Source organism: Azospirillum palustre, assembly GCF_002573965.1.
In the GTDB taxonomy this organism is placed as follows: Bacteria; Pseudomonadota; Alphaproteobacteria; order Azospirillales; family Azospirillaceae; genus Azospirillum; species Azospirillum palustre.
Map to the genome: position 1 here is coordinate 505,827 of NZ_PDKW01000041.1, position 20,494 is coordinate 526,320.

Here is a 20,494-nt window from a genome sequence, read left to right on the forward strand (position 1 = left end):
ACGGATTGCGGTGAAGACGAGCCCGGCCCCCCTTGCGGCGGCCGGGCTATCTTTGCTCCACTGATGCGGCCTCCTCGCGATGGAGTCCGCACCATGGCCTTCCGCCGCTTTGCCGCCTTCTGCCTGCCGGTCCTGCTCGGCCTTGCCGCTCCGGCCGCCGCGGCCAGCCTCGACTGTGGCCAGGCCCGCGCCGGAGCAGAAACTGCGGAGGAAAAGCCGGTCTGTTCGACACCGGCGCCCGGTGCCGCCGATGCGGCGCATGGCGCACGGCTGCGCATGGTTCCGCAGACCGAAGGGACGCCGGGCAGCCGCCTCTACATCCGGGCCGAGCGGCCGGAGATCGCCGGCCCGGCCACGCCCGGAGCCGCCTTCTTCAACGAGACGGTGCGCCGTTTCGTCGAGGGCGAAACCGGCTCGTTCCGCGAAAGCTCGGCCGACCTGCCGGAGGGGATGGAGGCGGAACTGGTCCTGACCGCGGATGTCCACATCGTCGCTCCCGGTCTGCTGTCGGTCCAGTTCCTGGGCGAGGGGGTGCAGGGCAACGGCTTTCGATACGCGGCGGCGCTGACGGTCGATCTTGCGCGCAGGCAGGTGCCGACCCCGGCGCAGATGTTCGGCTCCGGCTCCTGGCCGGCGACTGCCATCTCCGCCTGCCGGGCGGCGCTCGGCCCCGATCTGGCGGCGGAGTGCGACGGCCCCGACCTGAAGGATCCGCGCAGCTGGCGGTTCGAGCCGGACCGGGCGGTGGCGATCCTGCTGCTGCCGGGCAAGGAGTTGCGGGAAATCGCCCTGCCGTTCCATCCGCCCGCCCGGTGAAACGAACAGCGCTGAAACGCCCATCACTGAAACACAGGCGGCAAAGCGGCTGTTGAGTGCGGCGGCCGTCTTCTTTACGGTTGGCCCGATTCGTTTCCAAGTCCTATCAGGGAGAGTGCCGCCATGCCGTCGTTCGACATCGTGTCCGAGACGGACGTCCACGAGATCGACAACGCCCTCGCCGGTGTCCGCCGCGAGATCGAAACCCGGTTCGACTTCAAGGGCTCCAAATGCACGGTGGAGCGGACCGAGAACGAGATCGTTCTGCTGGCCGACGACGCGCCGAAGCTGGCGCAGATGCAGGAACTGCTGCGCGTCTATGTGACCCGCCGCAAGCTCGACGCCGCGGCGCTGGACTTCACCGCGCAGCCGCAGCGCGCCGCGGGCGATGCCCTGCGCCACACCGTGACGATCAAGCAGGGAATCGCGCAGGATCTGGCGAAGACCATCGTCAAAGGGATCAAGGACAGCAAGATGAAGGTCCAGGTCTCGATCCAGGGCGACGAACTGCGGGTGACGGGCAAGAAGCGCGACGACCTGCAGGACGCCATCGCCGTGGTCAAGCGGATGGGCATCGAGCAGCCCTTGCAGTACCAGAACTTCCGCGACTGAGGCAGCCGTCGGACCAGCCCCGGCCCGGCAAGCCTTGCCGGGCGGCTGGGAATCTTCTGCCGGGCGGCTGGGAAATTTTTGCCGGTCAAATCGTCGCAGGAGCGGCGCCGGCCCTTGTGAATCGCCGGTTGTGTTGATGGCGTGATTTTTGCGTGTATCCCTGCGGTTCGCCACAAACCGCAGGGGATCGTCCCATGTCGATGATGGCCAACAGCGAGGCCACGCAAGCCATGCGCATCAGGGCGGAAGACGTCCTGGAGCGCAAAGGGACTCCTGCGTCCCGGCAGGCCGGGGCGCTGGCCGGCCAGTTCGCGGCGATGCTGGAAACCCTGAACGGGGTCGGGGAGGGCGACGCCTCCGGTGCCGGCGGCGCGGGAGTGGTGGCGAACGCCCAGCCCTCCGTGCGCCTCGGCGTCGGTGCCGTCACCCTGTTCGCGCAGGAAGAGGGGCAAGGCGGGGCCGGAATGGACCCCGCCGCATCCCCGGTGCCCGACCCGCAGGACCCCGCCACCGCGATGCAGGTGGTGGAAAGCGCCATCCAGACCGGCAACGGGGCCAATTTCCGCTGGCTGACCACCCTGCTGACCCAGAACTCCGCGGCCTGAGTCCGGCCGCGTCGAGACATCTCCGTTCAGAACCCCCGGCCGAACTCGGCCCAGGACAGCGCGACGTCCGGCGACTCCGGCTTGCGCTTGCCGCCGCCATGGCGGGTGCGGAAACCGGCAAACAGATCCGGCAGGGCGATGTGCGGGAACGAAGCGGGGAGATCGCCTCCCGCAGGGGCGAAGCCGGCGGGTGCCAGAGTGGCGGAACCGGCGAACAGGCGGGTCAGGATGCTGGACATCATGCGATTTCCCCTGGCTGCGGCGCGGCTCGGCAGCGCCGTTGAACATGACCGGATCATGCGCCTGTCTTTGCACCGCAACAAGATATTCTGTATACCAGATACCGTATTTCAAATATGTGTGCGCCGCATGGCTCTGCCTTGACAGTTCTGTTCGTAAGGTGAGCAATCGGCGCATGCCTGCTAGCGTAAAAAAGCGAGACTTTTCAACGCATTCCACGATGTGGAAAAGAATAACGCATTCGGTATCCGGTATTTGGAATACGGATTGTTGAGGCGCACAGTCATGTCCGAACGGCGCCTGATGCGGTGCGATGCGGGTGGCCCGCCACAGCGGACAGCCACACCCCGCCGATCCTGCGCCCCCACGCTCAACGGGACTTTGGGGCATGACCACAGAGACGACCGAAGACCGCGGTCTTCTGCACAACAAATGGTTCCAGCTCAGCGTCGGCCTGCTGTGCATGGCGATGATCGCCAACCTGCAATATGGCTGGACGCTGTTCGTCGATCCCATCGATGCCAAGCATGGCTGGGGACGCGCGGCCATCCAGATCGCCTTTTCCATCTTCGTCTTCACCGAAACCTGGCTGGTCCCGGTCGAAGGCTGGTTCGTCGACCGCTACGGCCCGCAGGTGGTGGTGCTGGTCGGCAGCCTGCTGGTCGGCGGCTCCTGGGTGATCGACAGCCAGGCCACCTCGCTGCCGATGCTCTACACCGCGGCGGTGATCTCCGGCATCGGCGCCGGCTGCGTCTATGGCACCTGCGTCGGCAATGCGCTGAAATGGTTCCCGCAGCAGCGCGGCCTGGCCGCGGGCGTCACCGCCGCCGGCTTCGGTGCCGGGGCCGGCGCCACCGTCATTCCCATCGCCAACATGATCGCCTCCCAAGGCTACGAGCAGGCCTTCCTGGTCTTCGGCATCGGGCAGGGCGTGGTCATCTTCGTGCTGTCCTTCTTCCTGCGCAAGGCGCCGAAGTCGAGCGGCCCGGTGCGCAGGAGCGGGCTTGCCCAGACCAAGATCGACCACCCGCCGTCCCGCGTCATCCGCACCCCGGTCTTCTGGCTGCTCTACGTCATGTTCGTGATGGTGGCCTCCGGCGGCCTGATGGCGGCGGCCCAGATCGCGCCCATCGCCCATGACTTCCAGGTCGCCGATTCGCCGATCAACATGTTCGGCCTCGTCCTGCCGGCGCTGACGCTGGCGATCTCCATCGACCGGATCCTCGACGGCGCCGGCCGGCCCTTCTTCGGCTGGGTGTCGGACCGCATCGGCCGCGAGAACACCATGTTCATCGCCTTCGGCATCGCGGCGCTCGCCATCGTCCTGGTGACGCAGCTCGGCCGCAACCCGGTGATGTTCGTGATCTTCACCGCGATGTTCTTCTGCGTCTTCGGCGAAATCTACAGCCTGTTCCCGGCCACCGCCGGCGACACCTTCGGCTCGAAGTTCGCGGCGACCAACGCCGGCATGCTCTACACCGCCAAGGGCACGGCGGCGCTTCTGGTCCCGCTCAGCAGCATCATCGCCAGCCATTTCGGGTGGCACGCCGTGTTCTATATCGCCGCCAGCTTCAATCTGGTGGCCGCGGTGCTGGCATTGTTCGTCCTGAAGCCGCTGCGCGCGGCCTTCATCCAGGCCGACGATTACGGGCTTCAGGCGGCACCGGTCTCCGCCGAGCGCTGACGGCGGGGTCTCCTCAACGCCCCAGCTTCGCCCAGGCCGCCCAATCGTCGAGAGAGGTGCGGGCGGCCGCGACCAGGGCATCGGCGAAGGCCTCATGCGCCCCGGCTTCCAAGGCCGGGGCGTTGCCGTATCCGGCACGCAGCCCAAGCCGCCGCAGCATGCCGCGCTCCTGCTGCACCACGCGCAGCCGGACCTTCTCGCCGAAGCGGCCGCGCATGACCGAGCGGATGTCGCCCAGCCCGTCGATCAGCCCGAGCGCCAGCGCCCGACGCCCGGCCCAGAAGGCGCCGGAGAACAGCTCCTCCTCCGGACCGGTCAGGCGGGTGCCGCGCCGGCTGCGCACCATCGCCTTGAACGCCTCGTGCACGTCGGCCTGGAGCGCCTTCAGGTGGGCGACGCCGTCCTCCCGCTCCGGCGAGAAGGGGTCGAGCAGCACCTTCTTGTCGCCGGCGGTGTAGAGGCGCCGTTCGATGCCGTGGCGCTCGATCAGCCCATGCAGCCCGAAGCCGGACGACACCACGCCGATGGAGCCGACGATGGAGCTTTCGTCGGCCCAGATCTCGTCCGCTGCGCAGGCCAGCCAGTAACCGCCCGAGGCCGCGGCATCCTCGCAGAAGGCGAAGACCGGCACCTTCTTCTCCTCGGCCAGATCGCGGATCCGCTTGGCGATCAACGCCGACTGCACCGGCGACCCGCCCGGCGAGTTGACGACCAGCGCCACCGCCTTCTGGTCCTTGGGCGCGAAGGCGCGTTCCAGCAGCGGGGCGACCCCGGCCAGCGTCAGGCCGGAGCGCAAGGGGCCGCCCTGGCCGATGACCCCGGTCAGGCGGACGACGGACACCAGCGGCCCGGCCTTGCGCCAGGGGCCGAAGGGGAGTTTGGCGAGGAGGGATTTCAGGCTCATGCCGGCAGAGATGGGAGCGTAGTCTCCCGATTGAAAGGCACAGTTCCCGCTAAAAAAAAGCTAGATGAGCAGCGCTTCCGCGTCGCGCAGCACCCGCTCCGCCTCCGGGCTGTAGCCGCCCTCGGCCTTGTGCACCGTCAGGCCGGCGGTCAGCCGGGCCGGCGCCCTGCTGCCCTTGCGGGCGACCAGCAGCAGCCGCTTGGCCTCCGCCCCCGGCTTGGGCCACAGCGGCACCAGGACCAGGCTGCCGAAGCGGCCGCGCAGCGCGTGCAGGATGTCCTCGATCCGGTCGGCGCGGTGGACCATGGTCAGGGTGCCGCGCGGCTTCAGCATGCGGCCGGCGAAGCGCACCCAGTCGGCGAGCTGCGCCGTCCCTTCGACATTCGCGGCGGCCTTCCAGCCGTCGGGCGGGACGCTGGCGGCCCCCGCCTTCAGATAGGGCGGATTCATCATCACCCGGTCGAATCCGGCACCGCGGAGCGCGTCCGGCGGGGCCAGCAGGTCGCCTTCCACCACCGTCACCCGCTCCGCGACACCGCTGAGCGCGGCATTGCGGCGGGCGAAGGCGCAGGCGTCGGCCCGCTGTTCCAGCCCGACCACCGCCGCCCCCGGCACCCGGACGGCGAGGCACAGTGCCGCAGCCCCGGTGCCGGTGCCGACATCCAGCACCCGCTCGCCGTCGCCGGCGGCGGTGATCGCGGCGAGGAAGACCGGATCGATGGCGGCGCGATAGCCGCCCTCGGGCTGGAGCAGCCTGACCCGGCCGTTCAGCAGGAAATCGGCAGGTGCTTCGAGATTTTGTTCCGGAACCGGAATGATCGTGCCGGTCACGCTTCGCCGGCCTCGCGCAGGATGCGGACGGCCTGTGCGGCGTCGTCCGTATCGACCATCAGCCGCCGGGGAATGGCACCGATGGACCCTTCGAGGATGCTGGTGTAGCTGTCCAGCACGATGGCGTCGATCCCGGCATCGGCCAGCAGGGCGACCAGCCAGGACAGGCGGACGGGATCGGTGGTGCGCAGCAGTTCGGTCATGGTTTCTCGAAAGGACGGGCGTCTCGAAATAACGGCCCCCTGCGGACTTGACCGAAGAGCCTAGGCCGTTATGCTCCCTAGCGCAAATTCTGGTGTCAATCATCCGTGGAGTCGACCTTGGCGGTCGTGACCAACTTCGAGCCGAAACGGCGCAAGTCTTCCCCGCTCGACGACCTGACCGCTTTGGTGGCCGAGGACCTCAGCGCCGTCAACCAGATCATCCTCGACCGCATGCAGTCGCAGGTCGAGATGATTCCCCAGTTGGCGGGCTATCTGATCGCCGCCGGCGGCAAGCGCCTGCGTCCGGTGCTGACGCTGGCGGCCGCCAACCTGTGCGGCTACCAGGGCGAGCATCACCGGCTGCTGGCCGCGGTGGTGGAGTTCATCCACAGCGCGACCCTGCTGCACGACGATGTGGTCGACGAGAGCGACCTGCGCCGCGGCATGGCCTCGGCCAACGCGGTGTTCGGCAACAAGGCCAGCGTGCTGGTCGGCGATTTCCTGTTCTCCCGCGCCTTCGAGATGATGGTGGAGGTGCAGTCGCTCGACGTGCTGCGCATCCTGTCCGGTGCCTCCGCCATCATCGCCGAGGGCGAGGTGCTGCAGCTGCGCACCACCAACGACACCGAGACCAGCGAGCAGGCCTATCTCGAGGTCATCAAGGGCAAGACCGCCGAGCTGTTCGCCGCCGCCTGCCGCGTCGGCGCCGTCGTCGCCAACCGCCCGCAGGCGGAGGAGATGGCGCTCAACGATTACGGCATGAATCTCGGCATCGCCTTCCAGCTGGTCGACGACGTGCTGGACTACTCGGCCTTGCAGGCGAAGCTCGGCAAGACGGTCGGCGACGATTTCCGCGAGGGCAAGATCACCCTGCCGGTCGTGCTGGCCTTCCGCCGCGGCAACGACGAGGAACGCGCCTTCTGGCGCCGGGTGATGGAGGATCTCGACCAGAAGGACGACGATCTGGAGCGTGCCCAGGCGCTGATGGCCCGCCACAACGCCCTGAAGGACACGGTGGAGCGCGCGCGCCATTACGGCTCCATCGCCCGCGACAGCCTGGGCCTGTTCGCCGACGGGCCGATCAAGCAGGCGCTGCTGGAAGTCATTGATTTCGTGATCGATCGCGATTTCTGACGAGGCTGCGGAGGAGGCTGGCCGCAGGTCCGGATGTTTTTGACGATGACGCATTTTTTGCGTTGCGCACCCGGTCCGGACCGTTTATACACCCCCTCCACCGGCGGACGGCGCACACACAAGTGACTGGCCGACGGTGACAGGACCGGAGAGTAGCTCAGCCTGGTAGAGCACTGCTTTCGGGAGGCAGGGGCCGGAGGTTCGAATCCTCTCTCTCCGACCATAAAGACAAGGGCTTCCGGAGAAATCCGGGAGCCTTTCGTCGTTTCAGGGCCGTCGTTTCAGCGCTGCCGTCCGGCAGGGCGGAACAGCCGGATCGAATGGCCCCCACAAAATGGCCCCACAAAATGGCATGGCAAAAATGCAGCGGCCGGGCTGTGACTTTGCATTGCGTCGCCGGCCGGAACCGTTTATACACCCGCTCCACCGACGGACGGCGCACTTAAGAGTGACCGGACGGCGGTGACAGGACCGGAGAGTAGCTCAGCCTGGTAGAGCACTGCTTTCGGGAGGCAGGGGCCGGAGGTTCGAATCCTCTCTCTCCGACCATAAAGACAAGGGCTTCCGGAGAAATCCGGGAGCCTTTCGTCGTTTCGGGGCCGTCGTTTCAGGGCTGTGTCACACCGTGCACAGGAACCGCCGCTCCGTCCCTTCCAGCACCAGGGCGGTCAGGCGGTTGGTGGCGTAGGCGCCGGTGTCGATGCCGATGCGGTTGGGCAGCAGTTCCGGTTCCGGCGCGATGGTGTGGCCATGCACGACAATCTTGCCATGGTCGGCGCGCGACGCCAGGAAGGTCTCGCGGATCCACAGCCGGTCCTGGTCCTCCTGCCGGTCGAGCGGGACGCCGGGGCGGACGCCGGCATGGACGAAGTGGTAGTCGCCGATGGTCAGGTGGTTGCGCAGGCCCGTCAGGAAGGCGCGGTGATGGGCGGGCAGCAGGCTGTTCAGCATCAGCTGCGCCTGGTGCAGATGCTCCGCCGGCGCATCGGGGTCGGGGGCCGGGATGCCGTAGCTCTCCAGGGTCGCGTCGCCGCCATAGGTCAGCCAGCCGGGAGCGACGCGCAGGTCGGACAGGAAGCCCAGCATCGTGTCCTCGTGGTTGCCGCGCAGGAACACGGCGCCGAAGGCCGGCGGCAGCCCGCAGGCCAGCCGTTCGATCACCAGCCGCGAATCCGGGCCGCGGTCGACGTAATCGCCGAGGAAGACGAGGTATTTCAGCAGGTTCGGCGCCTGGTCGGCATCGCGGGCGATCTGGCCCAGCATCTGGTCCAAGAGGTCGAGCCGGCCATGGATGTCGCCCACCGCATAGACGCGCATGCCGCGCGGCACCGTTGCCGGTCCCGTCCGCCCGGCCGAGGACGCGCCCGACGTGGCATCAGCCCACAGTTTCCGTGCCAAGCTCAACACGCGGCAGTTCTCGATTTCGTCACAATGCACCCACTCAGCTGTGTCCGGGCCGCCGGCTCTTCAAGGGGGCGAAGGGGGCTTCTTCTGTTGCACCGCATTCACGCCATTCGGGGGGGCAAGGTCGCGCGACGACAGCAGCGGCCGGCGCAGCCGCCCGGCGGCGATGTCGGCGCGCAGAGCACCACCGTCGGCGGCACACACGCGGTCCAGCTCCGCCCGGTTGGCCGCGAAGAACGGATTCTGTTCCGACGAATTCGCCGGCCGCGCATGTTCCAGGTGATAGAGCGGACCGGGCACCCGCTCCACGCTCAGGCCCAGCCGGACGAACCGTTCGACGATCTCGTCATCCTCGTATCCCCAGGACAGGAAGGCCTCGTTGTAGCCGCCGTTGGCCAGCAGCCGCTCCCGGTCGAAAAAGGCGCTGCCGCCGGGAGAATTGCGGTGAATCAGCGAAAAACGCGGACAGACGACGTTCAGCGGGGCGGCCGACAGCGTGTAGCCGAAGCGCTGAACCTCCTGCCCGACGATCCGGAAGAACAGCCCATTGTAAGGAAACACCAGCCCGCCCCCCTGCCGCACCCGGTCGCGCGCCAACACATATTGAACCGGGTCCACCACGATGTCGGTGTCGTGCAGGGCGACGATGGGGGTTTGCGCCGCCTCGACCATGCGGTTGATCAGATGGGCCTTGTGGGTGAAGGGCGTGTCGTTGCCGCACAGGTGCAGATGGCGGCAGCGGGCGGCGAGATCGGGGCCGAGCGCATCGGGCACGTCGCTCGGCCCGTCCCGGTCCTCGCCGATCAGCAGGGTGGCGTCGACATGCTTCAGCAGGAAGCCGACGATCCAGCGCAGGTTGCGCTTGCGGTCGTCGCTGTCGGCGCGGAAGGGGATCAGGATGGTGGTGTCGCGCAGGTCGTGCCGCCCGTCCGGCAGCCGCGCCGCCATCGCCGTCTGCGGAAGGCGGCCTCCTGCACCGCCACCCGCTCCTGCGACTGCTCGTCGGCGGGGTTCAGCGCGAGCGCCATCTCGTAGAAATGCACCGCGGCACCGGGACGGCCCAGATCGGCCGCGATGTCGCCGTGCTGGCGCCAGCCGGCGGGGAAATGGGGGTGGCGGCCCAGCAGCATGTCCAGCGCCGCCAGCGCCTCCTCCAGCCGTCCGGCACCTTGCAGGGCTTCGCTCAGATGATATTCGCAGTCGGGAAAATCGGGGCGCAGCGCCAGGGACCGGCGGTAGGTGACGATGGCCTCCTCCGTCCTCAGCGCGCGGTGATGGACGGTGCCGAGGTTGAACAGCGCGTCTGCATCCGGCGTCTTCTCCACCGAGCGGGTCAGCAGGTCCAGCGCGCGGTCCATGTCGCCGCGGCGGCCGGCGATGAAGCCCATCCGGTGCAGCGCCTCGGCGTTGCCGGGGTCGGCATCGAGGATGAGGGCATACAGGTCCTCGCCCTCGGCAAGCCGGCCGGATTTGAGGTGGTCGAGCGCGATGGCGAGCGCTTCGTCGAGGGTGACGGTCCGGCCGCTGGCGGGCATGTGGTTTCAATCCCTTGCGAAACGAAGGCCATTGCGAAACGAAGGGCTCCGGCGATTCCACTTTGACACGGAGGGGGGACGCGGTGAACTCTTCGGTCGATCAGAGCGGATCCGATCCGCAGTGCGTCCAGCCAAAAAAGGCCCCCGCAGCATCATGACCAACGACCATAAGAACCGTTCCACCGGAGGACTCGCCCTTTCCCGCCGCACGCTGGGGCAGGCCGCCATCGCCGGCGGCGTGCTGGCCGGCTTCGGCCGTGCGCCGGTCTTCGCGCAGGACACCACGCTGAAGGTCGGCGTGCTGCTGCCGCGGTCCGGTCTGCTGGCCCAGGCCGGTCAGGCCTGCCAGCGCGGCGCCGACATCGCGCCTGCGGTGCTGTCCGAACTCGGCTACAAGGTCGAGGTTCTGTCGGCCGACACCGAATCGAACGCCGACGTCGCCCGTTCGCGCACGGAAAAGCTGATCAACGACGGCGCCCATGTCATCGTCGGCGCCTTCGACAGCGGCCAGACCGCCGCCGCCGCCCAGGTCTGCGAACAGCGCGGCGTGCCGCTGGTGATGAACATCGCCGCCGCCGACAAGCTGACCGAGCAGGGCTACAAGACCGTCTTCCGCAACTTCCCGACCTCCACCATGCTGGTGACGAACGGGATGTCGCTGATGAAGGACCTGTTCGCCGCCACCGGCACCACCCCGAAGACGGCCGTGTTCCTGCACGCCAACGACACCTTCGGCATGGCGAACAAGGCCGCCATCGACGCGCTGTTCCCCAAGCTGGACATGCCGTTCCAGATCGTGGAGTCGATCTCCTACGATCCCAAGGCGCAGGATCTGGCGGTCGAGGTGGCGAAGGCCAAGGGCACCGGGGCCGAGCTTGCCATCGTCACCACCCGCGCCAACGACGCCATCATGATGGTGCGCGAGATGGTGAAGCAGCGCTGGGAGCCCAAGGGCATCGTCTCCCCCGGCTCGCCCGGCCTCTATGACGAGCAGTTCTACAAGGTGCTGGGCAAGTACGCCGACTTCGCCATCACCAACCTGCCCTGGTACGACCCCAAGGCGGCGATGACCAAGCGGGTCGAGGCGGCTTTCAAAAAGCAGTTCCCGAACGACCGGTTCGAGGGCTATGCCTTCAACGTCGCCTTCACCTTCGAGGCGATCCTGATCGCCGCCGACGCCTTCAAGCGCGCTGGCACGGCGGAAGCGTCGGCGATGCTGGCGGCCCTGCGCCAGACCAACCTGTCGGACAAGCTGATGGTCGGCCCGGCGATCACCTTCGACGACAAGGGCCAGAACACCAACCTGATCTCCGCCTGCATCCAGAACCACAAGCTGCGCCCGACCGTGGTGCTGCCCAAGGCCTCGGCCGAAGCCGAGCCGGTGTTCCCGATGCCGGGCTGGGGCAAGCGCGCTTGATGTGAAGCGTTCCCAACGCTCCCTCTCCCGTCCCGGGAGAGGGAAGGGGCCCATGCAGAGCATGGGAAGGGTGAGGGGGATTCCAAGAATCGGATCCATGTTCGGATCACCCCTCAGCCTCCCCACGCCTTCGGCGCGGGTCCCCTCCCTCTCCCGGGGCGGGAGAGGGCCTACCTCAGCTCCCCGGCGCCCGCGGCGCGCTCCAGTTGCGCAGCACGCTGACCACGCGTAGCGTGAACACGGCGAGCGCGCCGACCACCGCGACCGGCACCGGCGGCAACTCCATCCGCTGGCCGGCGATCACCACCGCGGCCCCCAGCAGCGAGGCCATCGCGTAGATCTCCTCGCGCAGCACCCGCGGCACCTCGGCCACCAGCAGATCGCGCACCGCACCGCCGCCGCAGGCGGTCAGCGCCCCCAGCAGGGCGGCCGGCAGCGGGCTCAGCCCATAAGACAGCGCCTTGCCGCAGCCGGCGACGGTGAAAAGCGCCAGCCCGGCGGCATCCAGAACCATCACCGGCTTGCCCAGCCGGTTGATCGGCTTGTGGAACAGGAAGGCGGTCACTCCGGCGGCCAGCGCCACCATCAGATAGCGGTCGTCATGCAGGCTGGCCGGCGGCAGCGCGCCGATCAGCAGGTCGCGCACCACGCCGCCGGCCAGCGCCGCCGCCAGCGACAGCACCATCACCCCGAACAGGTCCAGCCGCTTGCGCACCGCCAGCGTGCCGCCGCTGAGGCCGAAGACGAACACGCCGATGAAATCCATCACCGTCAGCAGGGCGGAGAGGTCGGTCGGCATCGGAATGGGAAGCGGCGGCATGGACGGGCTCTTGGTCGGGCTCTGCGGAGGGTGTTTGCCCACCGATTGAGCACAGCCGCCACGGCCGCGCCAAGCAAAACCTCCGCTCCCGGAACCTCCGCTACACCGTGTCGGGCGCCGACAGCCGGATGCCCATCCGCCGCGCCTCCAGCATGAAGGCGCGGGTCATCTGCAACAGGTCGGTGCGCCAGTAGAGCTGGGTCAGCGGCTCGTCGAGGAAGTCTTCCGGCAGCATGGCGTAGCAATAGGTCTCCACCACCCGCAGATCCGGATTCCAGGGATCGACGCCGTCGCGCCAGCCGATGGTCCAGCCGGCATGGCCGGCGCCGATGGCCCAGCGTTCGAAATGCGGGGCGATGGTGTTGCTGTCGATGGGGTCCTTCACCGGCACCTGATAGAGCGCGACGAAGCGCCGGACATTCAGCTGAAGCCGCATCAGCAGCGAATCGCCGAAGGCGCCGATGCGATAGAGGCAGTCGGGCGAGCCCGGCGCATGGCTGAAGGTCACTTCGGCCCGCCGCAGCTCGCTCAGCGGCGTGGCTGACGGGGCATCGGCCAGCGGCGGCGTCTCATACTCGACGGCCCGCAGATCCTCGACCACCTCATGGGTCAGCATGTGGGTAACGCGGCTCTGCGCCTCGGCGATGGTCAGGCGGGTCAAGGGGCTGGTCCCTTCGGGCAAGTTGCGCGGCGGTCAGGAGACGAACGCCCTCTCCGGCGATTTGTTCAGGAGCCATTTGTTCGGGACCTTGCCGATCTGCGTCGATCCGCCCCTTGACCTTCCAATCGCTGGAAGCCCCATATCCCGTCATGCCGAGCGGAATCGAAGGAGAACCGGCATGACCACGACCCAGCACGACAGCAGCCCTGCGACGACCGCCGATCTCGACATCGGCGTGTCGGGCATGACCTGCGCCTCCTGCGTCCGCCGGGTGGAGAAGGCGCTGGGCCGGGTGCCGGGCGTCACCGCCGTGTCGGTCAATCTGGCAACGGAGCGGGCGCGGCTGAGCTTCGCCGGAACGCCCGACGCCAGGGCCGCGGCGGAAGCCGTCGAGGCCGCCGGTTTCCAGGCCGAACGGCGCGAGTTCGATCTGTCGGTCACCGGCATGACCTGCGCGTCGTGCTCCGGCCGGGTGGAGAAGGCGCTGACCCGGCTGCCCGGCGTCGACTCGGCGGCGGTCAATCTGGCGACCGAGCGAGCCCATGTCGTCGCCTTCGCCGGCAGCCTGGACACCGCCGATCTGGTCGCCGCGGTGGAGAGGGTCGGCTATGGCGCCGCCCCGGTCGCACAAGGCGGCGAGCGGGCGGAAGAGGAGCTGCGGGCCGACCGCAGCCGGCGCGAGCTGCACCATGTGCTGATCGCCGCGGCACTGTCGCTGCCGCTGCTGGCCGGCATGGCCGGCGACCTGCTCGGGGCCGACTGGATGCTGCCGGGTGCGGTCCAACTGGTGCTTGCCAGCGTCGTGCAGTTCTGGCTCGGCGCGCGTTTCTACCGCGCCGGCTGGAACGCGCTGCGGGCGGGCGCCGGCAACATGGATCTGCTGGTGGCGCTCGGCACCTCGGCGGCGTGGGGGCTCAGCCTCTATCTGATGCTGACGGCCCACCCCGGACACCAGCCGCACCTCTATTTCGAAGCCTCGTCGGTGCTGATCACCTTCGTGCTGTTCGGCAAATGGCTGGAGGCGCGGGCCAAGGGCCAGACCGCGGCGGCGATCCGCGCCTTGATGGATTTGCGCCCGGCGACCGCCCGGCTGCGCCGCGACGGCGGCGAGACCGAGGTGCCGGTGGAGCGCGTCCGTGTCGGCGATCCCGTGGTGGTCCGCCCCGGCGAGCGGGTTCCGGTCGACGGCCGGGTGGTCGAGGGTTCCGGCGGCGTCGACGAATCGATGCTGACCGGCGAGAGCCTGCCAGTCGACAAGGAGCCGGGTGCGCGCGTCACCGGCGGCTCGATCAACGGCGACGGCCTGCTGGTGGTGGAAACGACGGCGGTCGGCACCGAGACCATGCTGGCGCAGATCGTCCGCATGGTGGAGGGCGCCCAGGCGTCGAAGGCGCCGATCCAGCGGCTGGTCGACCGGGTCAGCGCGGTGTTCGTCCCGGCGGTTCTGGCGGTGGCGGCGCTGACGCTCGCAGGCTGGTGGATCGTCGGCGGCGATCTGGAGGCCGCCATCGTCACCGCCGTCTCGGTGCTGGTCATCGCCTGCCCCTGCGCGCTCGGTCTGGCGACGCCCACCGCAATCATGGTCGGCACCGGCGTCGCCGCCCGCCACGGCATCCTCATCAAGGACGCCGAGGCGCTGGAGCGCGCCCATGCCCTGACCGCCGTCGCCTTCGACAAGACCGGCACGCTGACCGAAGGCAAGCCGCGCGTCACCGACCTGATCCCGGCAGACGGCACCGACGGCGAAACCCTGCTGCGCCTTGCCGCCGCCCTCCAGGCCGGCAGCGAGCATCCGCTCGCCCAGGCGCTGCGCGACCGTGCCGCCGCCGCCGGCATGGCACCGGGATCGGCAAGCGATTTCCGCGCGCTGGCCGGCCGCGGGGTCGCCGGCACGGTGGCGGGACGGCGCCTGCAACTCGGCAACGCCCGCGCGGTGGCGGAAGCCGGCTTGCAGCCGGGCGCTCTCGCCGCGCAGGCGGACGAGCTGTCGGCGAGCGGACGCACACTGTCCTGGCTGATCGAGGTCGGCGAGGCGCCGCGTCTGCTCGGCCTCGTCGCTTTCGGCGACACGGTGAAGCAGAGTGCCGTCACCGCCATCGCCTCGCTGAAGGCCCAGGGGGTGGAGCCGGTGATGGTGACCGGCGACGGCCAGGGCGCCGCCCGCTCCGTCGCCGCGGCGCTCGGCATCGAGCGGGTGTTCGCCGAGGTGCTGCCGGGCGACAAGGCCGCCGTGGTCGCGACCTTGAAGGGGGAGGGCAAAACCGTCGGCATGGTCGGCGACGGCATCAACGACGCGCCGGCGCTGGCTGCCGCCGATGTCGGCATTGCCATGGCGACCGGCACCGACGTGGCGATGCACAGCGCCGGCGTCACCCTGATGCGCGGCGACCCGCGTCTGGTCGCCGGCGCCATCGACGTGTCGCGCCGGACCTATGCGAAGATCCGCCAGGGGCTGTTCTGGGCCTTCGCCTACAATGTGATCGGCATCCCCCTGGCGGCGTCGGGCCATCTCAGCCCGGTGCTGGCGGGAGCGGCGATGGCGTTGAGTTCGGTCAGCGTGGTGGTGAACGCGCTCACCCTGCGCGGCTGGACGCCGCCGAAGAACGAGGGCGCATGATGAAAGACGGCATGACCATCGGCGACGCCGCCAAGGCGTCGGGCGTCAACGCCAAACTGATCCGCTATTACGAATCCATCGGCCTGATCCCGGAGGCCGGGCGGACGGCGTCGGGCTATCGCGTCTACAACGACCGCGACGTGAATGTGCTGCGTTTCGTCAAGCGGGCGCGCACGCTGGGGTTCGGGATCGAGCGCATCCAGAAGCTGGTCGGGCTGTGGCAGGACCGCTCGCGCTGCAGCTCGGAGGTCAAGCGGATCGCGCTCCAGCACATCGACGAGCTGGAGGCGAAGATCGCCGAGTTGCAGGCGATGCGCGACACGCTGCACGAGCTTGCCGATGCCTGCCACGGCGACGAGCGGCCGGACTGCCCGATCTTGAAGGATCTGGCGTCGTGAGGTAAGCGCCCTCTCCCGGGGCGGGGGAGGGGGCCGGCCGGGCATAGACCCAGCCCTGTGCTCGGCGTCCGCAATGCTTTCATGCGAAATTGCTGCGACCGCGCAGAGTGGATCGGACTCTATGCTGATCCCCACCATGCCAGATCTCCCCGTCCAGCCTCTCGCCCCCGTCCAATCCGCAACCCGCCAGCCGCCCGCGACGGCGTCCGACGGGCTGCCGATCCCGCAGCGCTATTGGGCGATGACGGCGATGACCGTCGCGCTGATCATGGCGGTGCTCGACGGGGTGGTCGCCAACATCGCCCTGCCGACCATCCAGCGCGAGTTCGCGGTCGATGCCGCCAGCGCGATCTGGGTGGTCAACGCCTATCAGCTGGCGGTCACCGTCTCGCTGTTCCCGTTCGCGTCGCTGGGCGACATCATCGGCTACCGCAAGGTCTACTGGTTCGGGCTTGCGCTTTTCACCGTGGCGTCGCTGGCCTGCGCACTGTCGCCGAACCTGCCGGTGCTGACCGCCGCCCGCGTGGTGCAGGGCATCGGCGGCGCCGGGATCATGAGCGTCAATCTGGCGCTGGTGCGCCACATCTACCCGTCCACCCATCTCGGCCGCGGCGTCGGCTACAACGCGATGATCGTCGCGGTGTCCTCCGCGGCGGGCCCAAGCCTCGCGGCGCTGATCCTGTCGGTGGCCTCCTGGCCCTGGCTGTTCGCCGTCAATGTGCCGCTGGGGCTGGCGGCGCTGGCGGTGGCGGCGCGGGCGATGCCGGCGTCGAACCCGGCCGGTCACCGCTTCGACTGGCTGAGCGCCGCGCTGAACGCCGGCATGCTCGGCCTGCTGATCGTCGGATTCAAGGGGGTGGACGGCAGCCAGCCCTACTGGCTGGTGGCGGCGGAACTGCTGGCGGCCCTGACGCTCGGGGCGACGCTGGTGCGGCGCGAGCTGGCGCAGGCGGCCCCCCTGCTGCCGGTGGATCTGCTGCGCCGCCCGGTCTTCGCCCTGACGGTGGTGACCTCGGTCTGCTCCTTCGCCGCGCAGAACATCGTCTTCGTCGCGATGCCCTTCTTCTTCGAGGATGTGCTGAGCAGGTCGCTGACCGAATCCGGCCTGCTGATGACGCCCTGGCCGCTGGTGGTGGCGCTGGTCGCCCCGATCTCCGGCCGGCTGGCCGACCGCTACGAGCCGACGCGGCTGGCGGCGGCGGGCCTGCTGGCCTTCGCCGCCGGCCTTGCCCTGATGGCGCTGCTGCCGTCCGACCCGTCGACGCTGGACGTGGTCTGGCGGATGGCGCTGGCCGGCTTCGGTTTCGGCCTGTTCCAGACCCCCAACAACAAGGTGCTGGTCAGCAGCGCGCCGAAGGAGCGCAGCGGCGGCGCCAGCGGCATCCAGGCGACCGGCCGGCTGCTCGGCCAGACGCTGGGCGCCGCCACGGTCGGACTGGTCTTCACCGCCATCGGCAAGGCGGACGGCAGCGTCGTCGTGCTTTGGCTGGGCGCCGGGCTTTGCCTCTTCGCCTGCCTGACCGGCATCTTCCGCCGCCGCCCGGCCGCCTGAGCGGTTACGGTTTGGGCTGCTGGCTTTCCGGCCGGGTCAGCGTCGGCTCGTCGCCATAGGCGAAGGTCGGCGCCTTGTCGAGGTCGGCCTGCCCGATGTCCAGCATCGGCCCGTCGGGACCGTTGGCGAGCGTACCGGCCGGCAGCGCCACCAGCTTCTCGCCCAGCCCCAGCACCTCGTTCGGCGCCATCACGATGCGGTCGACCCGGTCGCCGCTCCGGTCCATGGTGAAGTCGAGGATGCGGCCGGCCATCTGCCCGTCGCGGGTGCGCAACTCCGTCCCCACCATCGCCCGCGCCTGCTCGGGATTGAGCGCGGCGGAGGGCAGTGCCGCCACCGGCGGCGACGAGCCCTGCGCGCCCGTAACCGGTGCTGCGGGATTCTGCACCTCCTGCGACGGCGCTTCGCCGCTGATCCCCGGCGGGGAGGCGATCTGTCCGGTTGCCGGCTGGTCGTCCGGCCGCGGCGCAGTCATCAGCGGCGGCGAGGTGGCGACGCCCGGCGCGGTCTGGGCGAAGGAGGTGCCGGTCAGCAGCAGCGCCGCGGCCGGAACAAGCATGAGGGGGCGGAGCATGAGGGCGACCCTTCCGTTCGGATTCAGGTATCGCCCTGGTTAACAGCGCAGAGTGCCTTTGGGTTGCCGACAGCGGCGTCGCATATGCTCCCTCTCCCGTCCCGGGAGAGGGAAGGGGCCCAAGCGCAGCTTGGGAAGGGTGAGGGGGAGTGCAAGGAGCCACGCGGTTCGGGATTCTCGGGTCGCCCCTCACCCTCCCCACTTCGTGGGTCCCCTCCCTCTCCCGGGGCGGGAGAGGGCATTTATGCCCCACTCACTTCCCGCGGCCTGTCTTGTCCTGAAGCGCGTCGATGCGCTTGGACGCGTCCGCCTTGGTCAGGCCGTCATCGAAGGACTCGCCGGCTTCCTCGCTCAGCGTCTTCAGGTACGAAGCCTGAGCGCCGGTCATCGGCTCGTCGCCGGTGGTCCAGTCGTCGGGGTTCTTGTCGCGATTGGAATGGTCGTCGCCGGTCTTCGGATTCTCGTGGCCGGCATGGTCATGGGTATCGGCGGTGTGCTTGGTCGTCATGATGCGTGCCTCTCGAAGGGGAACGCATCATGAACAAATCTGGAGGCCGAAAGTTCCCGCTCCCAACCCGAAAACCTCAGTTGCCGTTCCGTCGCAGCAGGAACACGCCCTGTTCGCCCAGCAGGTTGGCGAAGCCGGAATGGGCGTGGCTGGTCACCCGGCCGGCGCGGTTGATGATCCGCGTCTGTTCGATGGTGATGCCCATCTCCTCCGTCAGCACGACGAAGTCGCGCAGCGTGCAGAAATGGATGTTGGGGGTTTCCCACCACTGGTAGCCCAGCTTTTCCGTCACCGGCATGCGGCCGGTCAGCATCAGCTGCATGCGGACGCGCCAATAGCCGAAATTCGGCACCGACACGATGGCGCGCCGGCCGATGCGGCACAGCATCTCCAGCACGTCGCGCGGCTGCTTCATCGCCTGAAGCGTCTGGCCCAGGATGACGTAATCGAAGGCTTCCGCCGGATAATCCTTCAGGTCGGTCTCGGCATCGCCCTGGATCACCGACAGGCCGTGCGCCACGCACTGGCGCACGCCGTCCATGCTGAGTTCGATACCGCGCCCGTCGACATTCTTGGTATGGGCCAGATGATCCAGCAGGGCGCCGTCGCCGCAGCCGACGTCCAGCACGCGGCTGTTCGGCTCCACCATCTCGGCGATCAGCTTCAGGTCGTCGCGAATGTCCACCATGGTCGGTCGTCCAGTCCCAAATCAGCGCGCGCGGCGGCGGACGGACAGGCCGCGATGCTCGGCGCAGCCCTCCAGGAAGCCGTGGATGACCTGATGGAACTCCGGCTCGTCCAGCAGGAAGGCGTCGTGGCCCTTGTCGGTCTCGATCTCGACGAAGCTGACATTCCCGGCGACGGCGTTCAGCGCATGCACGATGGCCCGCGATTCCGAGGTCGGGAACAGCCAGTCGCTGGAGAAGCTGGCAAGGCAGAAGCGCACCGGCGTGGTCTTGCCCCCCGGCCGGAAGGCGTTGGCCAGCGTGCCCCCGGCATCGGCGGCGAGGTCGAAGTAATCCATCGCGCGGGTGATGTAGAGGTAGGAGTTGGCGTCGAACCGCTCGACGAAGGCCGCCCCCTGATAGCGCAGGTAGCTTTCCACCTGGAAATCGGCGTCGAAGCCGTAGGTGATCGCCTTGCGGTCCTGCAGATTGCGGCCGAACTTGCGGTGCAGGGCCGTTTCGGACAGGTAGGTGATGTGCGCCGCCATGCGGGCGACGGCCAGACCGGCCTCCGGCTTGGTGCCTTCCAGCAGATAGTTGCCGCCGCGCCATTCCGGGTCGGCCATGATCGCCTGGCGCCCGACCTCATGGAAGGCGATGTTCTGCGCCGAATGGCGGGCGGCGGTGGCGATGGGCACCGCGGCGAACACCGATTCGGGATAGGCGACCGCCCATTGCAGCACCTGCATGCCGCCCATCGAGCCGCCGATGACGCAGAACAGCTTTTCGATGCCGAGATGTTCGACCAGCAGCTTCTGCGCCCGCACCATGTCGCCGATGGTCACCACCGGGAAGGACAGGCCATAGGGCTGGCCGGTGGCCGGATCGACGTCCTTCGGCCCGGTGCTGCCCAGGCAGCCGCCCAGCACGTTGGAGCAGATGACGAAATAGCGGTCGGTGTCCACCGGCTTGCCGGGGCCGACCAGCATCTCCCACCAGCCGGGCTTGCCGGTGACCGGATGCCTCTCCACCACGAAATGGTCGCCGGTCAGGGCATGGCAGATGAAGATCGCGTTGGACTTGTCGGCGTTCAGCGTGCCGTAGGTCTGGTAGGCGATCTGGAAGCCGCCGATCTCCACCCCGCTGTCCAGCCGCATCGGCCGGTCGACCGCCAGACGCACGCGCTTGCCCGGCATGACCTGTTCACTGGAGGCGGGGGCGGGGGCGTTGGGGGCGGAGGCATTGGGGGCGGAGCTGTCGAGGGCCGCGGACATCTCGTTTCGTGCCTTGTCGGAAGCCTTACGGCGCCTTGAT

Annotated in this window: 22 protein-coding genes and 2 tRNA genes; 11 read left to right on the top strand and 13 right to left on the bottom strand. The window is 68.7% G+C overall.

Annotated elements, in window-relative coordinates:
- Positions 1 to 93: 93 nt before the first annotated feature.
- From CRT60_RS15960 to CRT60_RS15970, 3 genes are all read left to right on the top strand, one after another.
- Positions 94 to 816 (top strand): hypothetical protein, encoded by a 723-nt coding sequence (locus CRT60_RS15960; protein WP_098737514.1) that lies wholly within the window; start codon positions 94 to 96, stop codon positions 814 to 816.
- Positions 817 to 939: 123 nt separating this feature from the next.
- Positions 940 to 1,428: a YajQ family cyclic di-GMP-binding protein gene (locus CRT60_RS15965; protein WP_098737515.1), complete on the top strand. Its 489-nt coding sequence runs from the start codon at positions 940 to 942 to the stop codon at positions 1,426 to 1,428.
- Positions 1,429 to 1,622: 194 nt separating this feature from the next.
- On the top strand, positions 1,623 to 2,033 hold the full coding sequence (locus CRT60_RS15970) for a hypothetical protein (RefSeq protein WP_098737516.1): 411 nt from the start codon (positions 1,623 to 1,625) through the stop codon (positions 2,031 to 2,033).
- Positions 2,034 to 2,059: 26 nt separating this feature from the next.
- Here CRT60_RS15970 and CRT60_RS15975 read toward each other — a convergent pair whose 3' ends face one another.
- Positions 2,060 to 2,275, bottom strand: a complete 216-nt coding sequence (locus tag CRT60_RS15975; RefSeq protein ID WP_098737517.1) for a hypothetical protein — start codon at positions 2,273 to 2,275, stop codon at positions 2,060 to 2,062.
- Between the two features lie 386 nt (positions 2,276 to 2,661).
- Here CRT60_RS15975 and oxlT point away from each other — a divergent pair, with 386 nt between their 5' ends.
- Complete coding sequence (gene oxlT / locus CRT60_RS15980) at positions 2,662 to 3,957, top strand: oxalate/formate MFS antiporter (RefSeq protein ID WP_098737518.1); 1,296 nt, start codon at positions 2,662 to 2,664, stop codon at positions 3,955 to 3,957.
- A 13-nt stretch (positions 3,958 to 3,970) separates the two neighbouring features.
- Here oxlT and CRT60_RS15985 read toward each other — a convergent pair whose 3' ends face one another.
- Genes CRT60_RS15985 through CRT60_RS15995 form a run of 3 tightly spaced genes read right to left on the bottom strand, consistent with a single transcriptional unit; the run spans position 3,971 to position 5,895 of the window.
- On the bottom strand, positions 3,971 to 4,861 hold the full coding sequence (locus tag CRT60_RS15985) for a S49 family peptidase (RefSeq protein ID WP_098737519.1): 891 nt from the start codon (positions 4,859 to 4,861) through the stop codon (positions 3,971 to 3,973).
- Positions 4,862 to 4,921: 60 nt separating this feature from the next.
- Positions 4,922 to 5,692 carry a tRNA1(Val) (adenine(37)-N6)-methyltransferase gene (locus CRT60_RS15990; protein ID WP_098737520.1) on the bottom strand — a complete coding sequence of 257 codons (771 nt, stop codon included), beginning with the start codon at positions 5,690 to 5,692 and terminating at the stop codon, positions 4,922 to 4,924.
- Positions 5,689 to 5,895 (bottom strand): putative signal transducing protein, encoded by a 207-nt coding sequence (locus CRT60_RS15995; protein ID WP_098737521.1) that lies wholly within the window; start codon positions 5,893 to 5,895, stop codon positions 5,689 to 5,691. The genes CRT60_RS15990 and CRT60_RS15995 overlap by 4 nt, the downstream gene beginning before the upstream one ends.
- A gap of 117 nt (positions 5,896 to 6,012) precedes the next feature.
- Between CRT60_RS15995 and CRT60_RS16000 the strand changes: the two genes are divergently transcribed.
- The 3 genes from CRT60_RS16000 to CRT60_RS16010 all read left to right on the top strand — a co-directional run bounded on the left by CRT60_RS16000 (position 6,013) and on the right by CRT60_RS16010 (position 7,578).
- Positions 6,013 to 7,029, top strand: a complete 1,017-nt coding sequence (locus CRT60_RS16000; RefSeq protein ID WP_098737522.1) for a polyprenyl synthetase family protein — start codon at positions 6,013 to 6,015, stop codon at positions 7,027 to 7,029.
- Positions 7,030 to 7,175: 146 nt separating this feature from the next.
- Positions 7,176 to 7,252, top strand: a tRNA-Pro gene (locus CRT60_RS16005).
- 249 nt (positions 7,253 to 7,501) lie between these two features.
- Positions 7,502 to 7,578: transfer RNA gene (locus CRT60_RS16010), tRNA-Pro, on the top strand.
- A gap of 69 nt (positions 7,579 to 7,647) precedes the next feature.
- Here CRT60_RS16010 and CRT60_RS16015 read toward each other — a convergent pair.
- The 3 genes from CRT60_RS16015 to CRT60_RS37080 are packed head-to-tail and all read right to left on the bottom strand — an operon-like array spanning position 7,648 to position 9,968.
- Positions 7,648 to 8,436, bottom strand: coding sequence for a metallophosphoesterase family protein (locus CRT60_RS16015; protein WP_098737889.1), 789 nt, complete (start codon positions 8,434 to 8,436; stop codon positions 7,648 to 7,650).
- Positions 8,437 to 8,496: 60 nt separating this feature from the next.
- Positions 8,497 to 9,381, bottom strand: coding sequence for a galactosyltransferase-related protein (locus CRT60_RS37075; protein WP_244592527.1), 885 nt, complete (start codon positions 9,379 to 9,381; stop codon positions 8,497 to 8,499).
- Entirely contained in the window at positions 9,327 to 9,968 is a 642-nt protein-coding gene (locus CRT60_RS37080; RefSeq protein ID WP_244592528.1) for a tetratricopeptide repeat protein, read from the bottom strand. The genes CRT60_RS37075 and CRT60_RS37080 overlap by 55 nt, the downstream gene beginning before the upstream one ends.
- A gap of 154 nt (positions 9,969 to 10,122) precedes the next feature.
- On the opposite strand from CRT60_RS37080, the gene CRT60_RS16025 reads away from it, so the two are divergent.
- Entirely contained in the window at positions 10,123 to 11,385 is a 1,263-nt protein-coding gene (locus CRT60_RS16025; RefSeq protein ID WP_098737523.1) for an ABC transporter substrate-binding protein, read from the top strand.
- A gap of 175 nt (positions 11,386 to 11,560) precedes the next feature.
- Here CRT60_RS16025 and CRT60_RS16030 read toward each other — a convergent pair whose 3' ends face one another.
- Both CRT60_RS16030 and CRT60_RS16035 read right to left on the bottom strand, forming a co-directional pair.
- A complete protein-coding gene (locus CRT60_RS16030) occupies positions 11,561 to 12,205 on the bottom strand; it encodes a trimeric intracellular cation channel family protein (protein ID WP_098737524.1) in 645 nt (214 codons plus the stop codon).
- Positions 12,206 to 12,305: 100 nt separating this feature from the next.
- Positions 12,306 to 12,866, bottom strand: coding sequence for a hypothetical protein (locus CRT60_RS16035; protein ID WP_098737525.1), 561 nt, complete (start codon positions 12,864 to 12,866; stop codon positions 12,306 to 12,308).
- A gap of 178 nt (positions 12,867 to 13,044) precedes the next feature.
- On the opposite strand from CRT60_RS16035, the gene CRT60_RS16040 reads away from it, so the two are divergent.
- The 3 genes from CRT60_RS16040 to CRT60_RS16050 all read left to right on the top strand — a co-directional run bounded on the left by CRT60_RS16040 (position 13,045) and on the right by CRT60_RS16050 (position 17,433).
- Positions 13,045 to 15,483 (top strand): heavy metal translocating P-type ATPase, encoded by a 2,439-nt coding sequence (locus CRT60_RS16040; RefSeq protein ID WP_098737526.1) that lies wholly within the window; start codon positions 13,045 to 13,047, stop codon positions 15,481 to 15,483.
- Positions 15,480 to 15,881 carry a Cu(I)-responsive transcriptional regulator gene (cueR, locus tag CRT60_RS16045; protein ID WP_342210678.1) on the top strand — a complete coding sequence of 134 codons (402 nt, stop codon included), beginning with the start codon at positions 15,480 to 15,482 and terminating at the stop codon, positions 15,879 to 15,881. The genes CRT60_RS16040 and cueR overlap by 4 nt, the downstream gene beginning before the upstream one ends.
- 136 nt (positions 15,882 to 16,017) lie before the next feature.
- On the top strand, positions 16,018 to 17,433 hold the full coding sequence (locus tag CRT60_RS16050; RefSeq protein ID WP_167421724.1) for an MFS transporter: 1,416 nt from the start codon (positions 16,018 to 16,020) through the stop codon (positions 17,431 to 17,433).
- A 4-nt stretch (positions 17,434 to 17,437) separates the two neighbouring features.
- Here CRT60_RS16050 and CRT60_RS16055 read toward each other — a convergent pair whose 3' ends face one another.
- The 4 genes from CRT60_RS16055 to metX all read right to left on the bottom strand — a co-directional run bounded on the left by CRT60_RS16055 (position 17,438) and on the right by metX (position 20,454).
- On the bottom strand, positions 17,438 to 18,007 hold the full coding sequence (locus CRT60_RS16055; RefSeq protein WP_098737528.1) for a PRC-barrel domain-containing protein: 570 nt from the start codon (positions 18,005 to 18,007) through the stop codon (positions 17,438 to 17,440).
- 253 nt (positions 18,008 to 18,260) lie between these two features.
- A complete protein-coding gene (locus CRT60_RS16060; RefSeq protein ID WP_098737529.1) occupies positions 18,261 to 18,515 on the bottom strand; it encodes a DUF3072 domain-containing protein in 255 nt (84 codons plus the stop codon).
- Between the two features lie 76 nt (positions 18,516 to 18,591).
- The gene (gene metW / locus CRT60_RS16065) at positions 18,592 to 19,203 is read right to left on the bottom strand and encodes a methionine biosynthesis protein MetW (protein ID WP_098737530.1); all 612 of its coding nucleotides are present in this window, start codon (positions 19,201 to 19,203) and stop codon (positions 18,592 to 18,594) included.
- Positions 19,204 to 19,224: 21 nt separating this feature from the next.
- Positions 19,225 to 20,454 (bottom strand): homoserine O-acetyltransferase MetX, encoded by a 1,230-nt coding sequence (gene metX, locus CRT60_RS16070; protein WP_204561942.1) that lies wholly within the window; start codon positions 20,452 to 20,454, stop codon positions 19,225 to 19,227.
- Between the last annotated feature and the right edge of the window lie 40 nt (positions 20,455 to 20,494).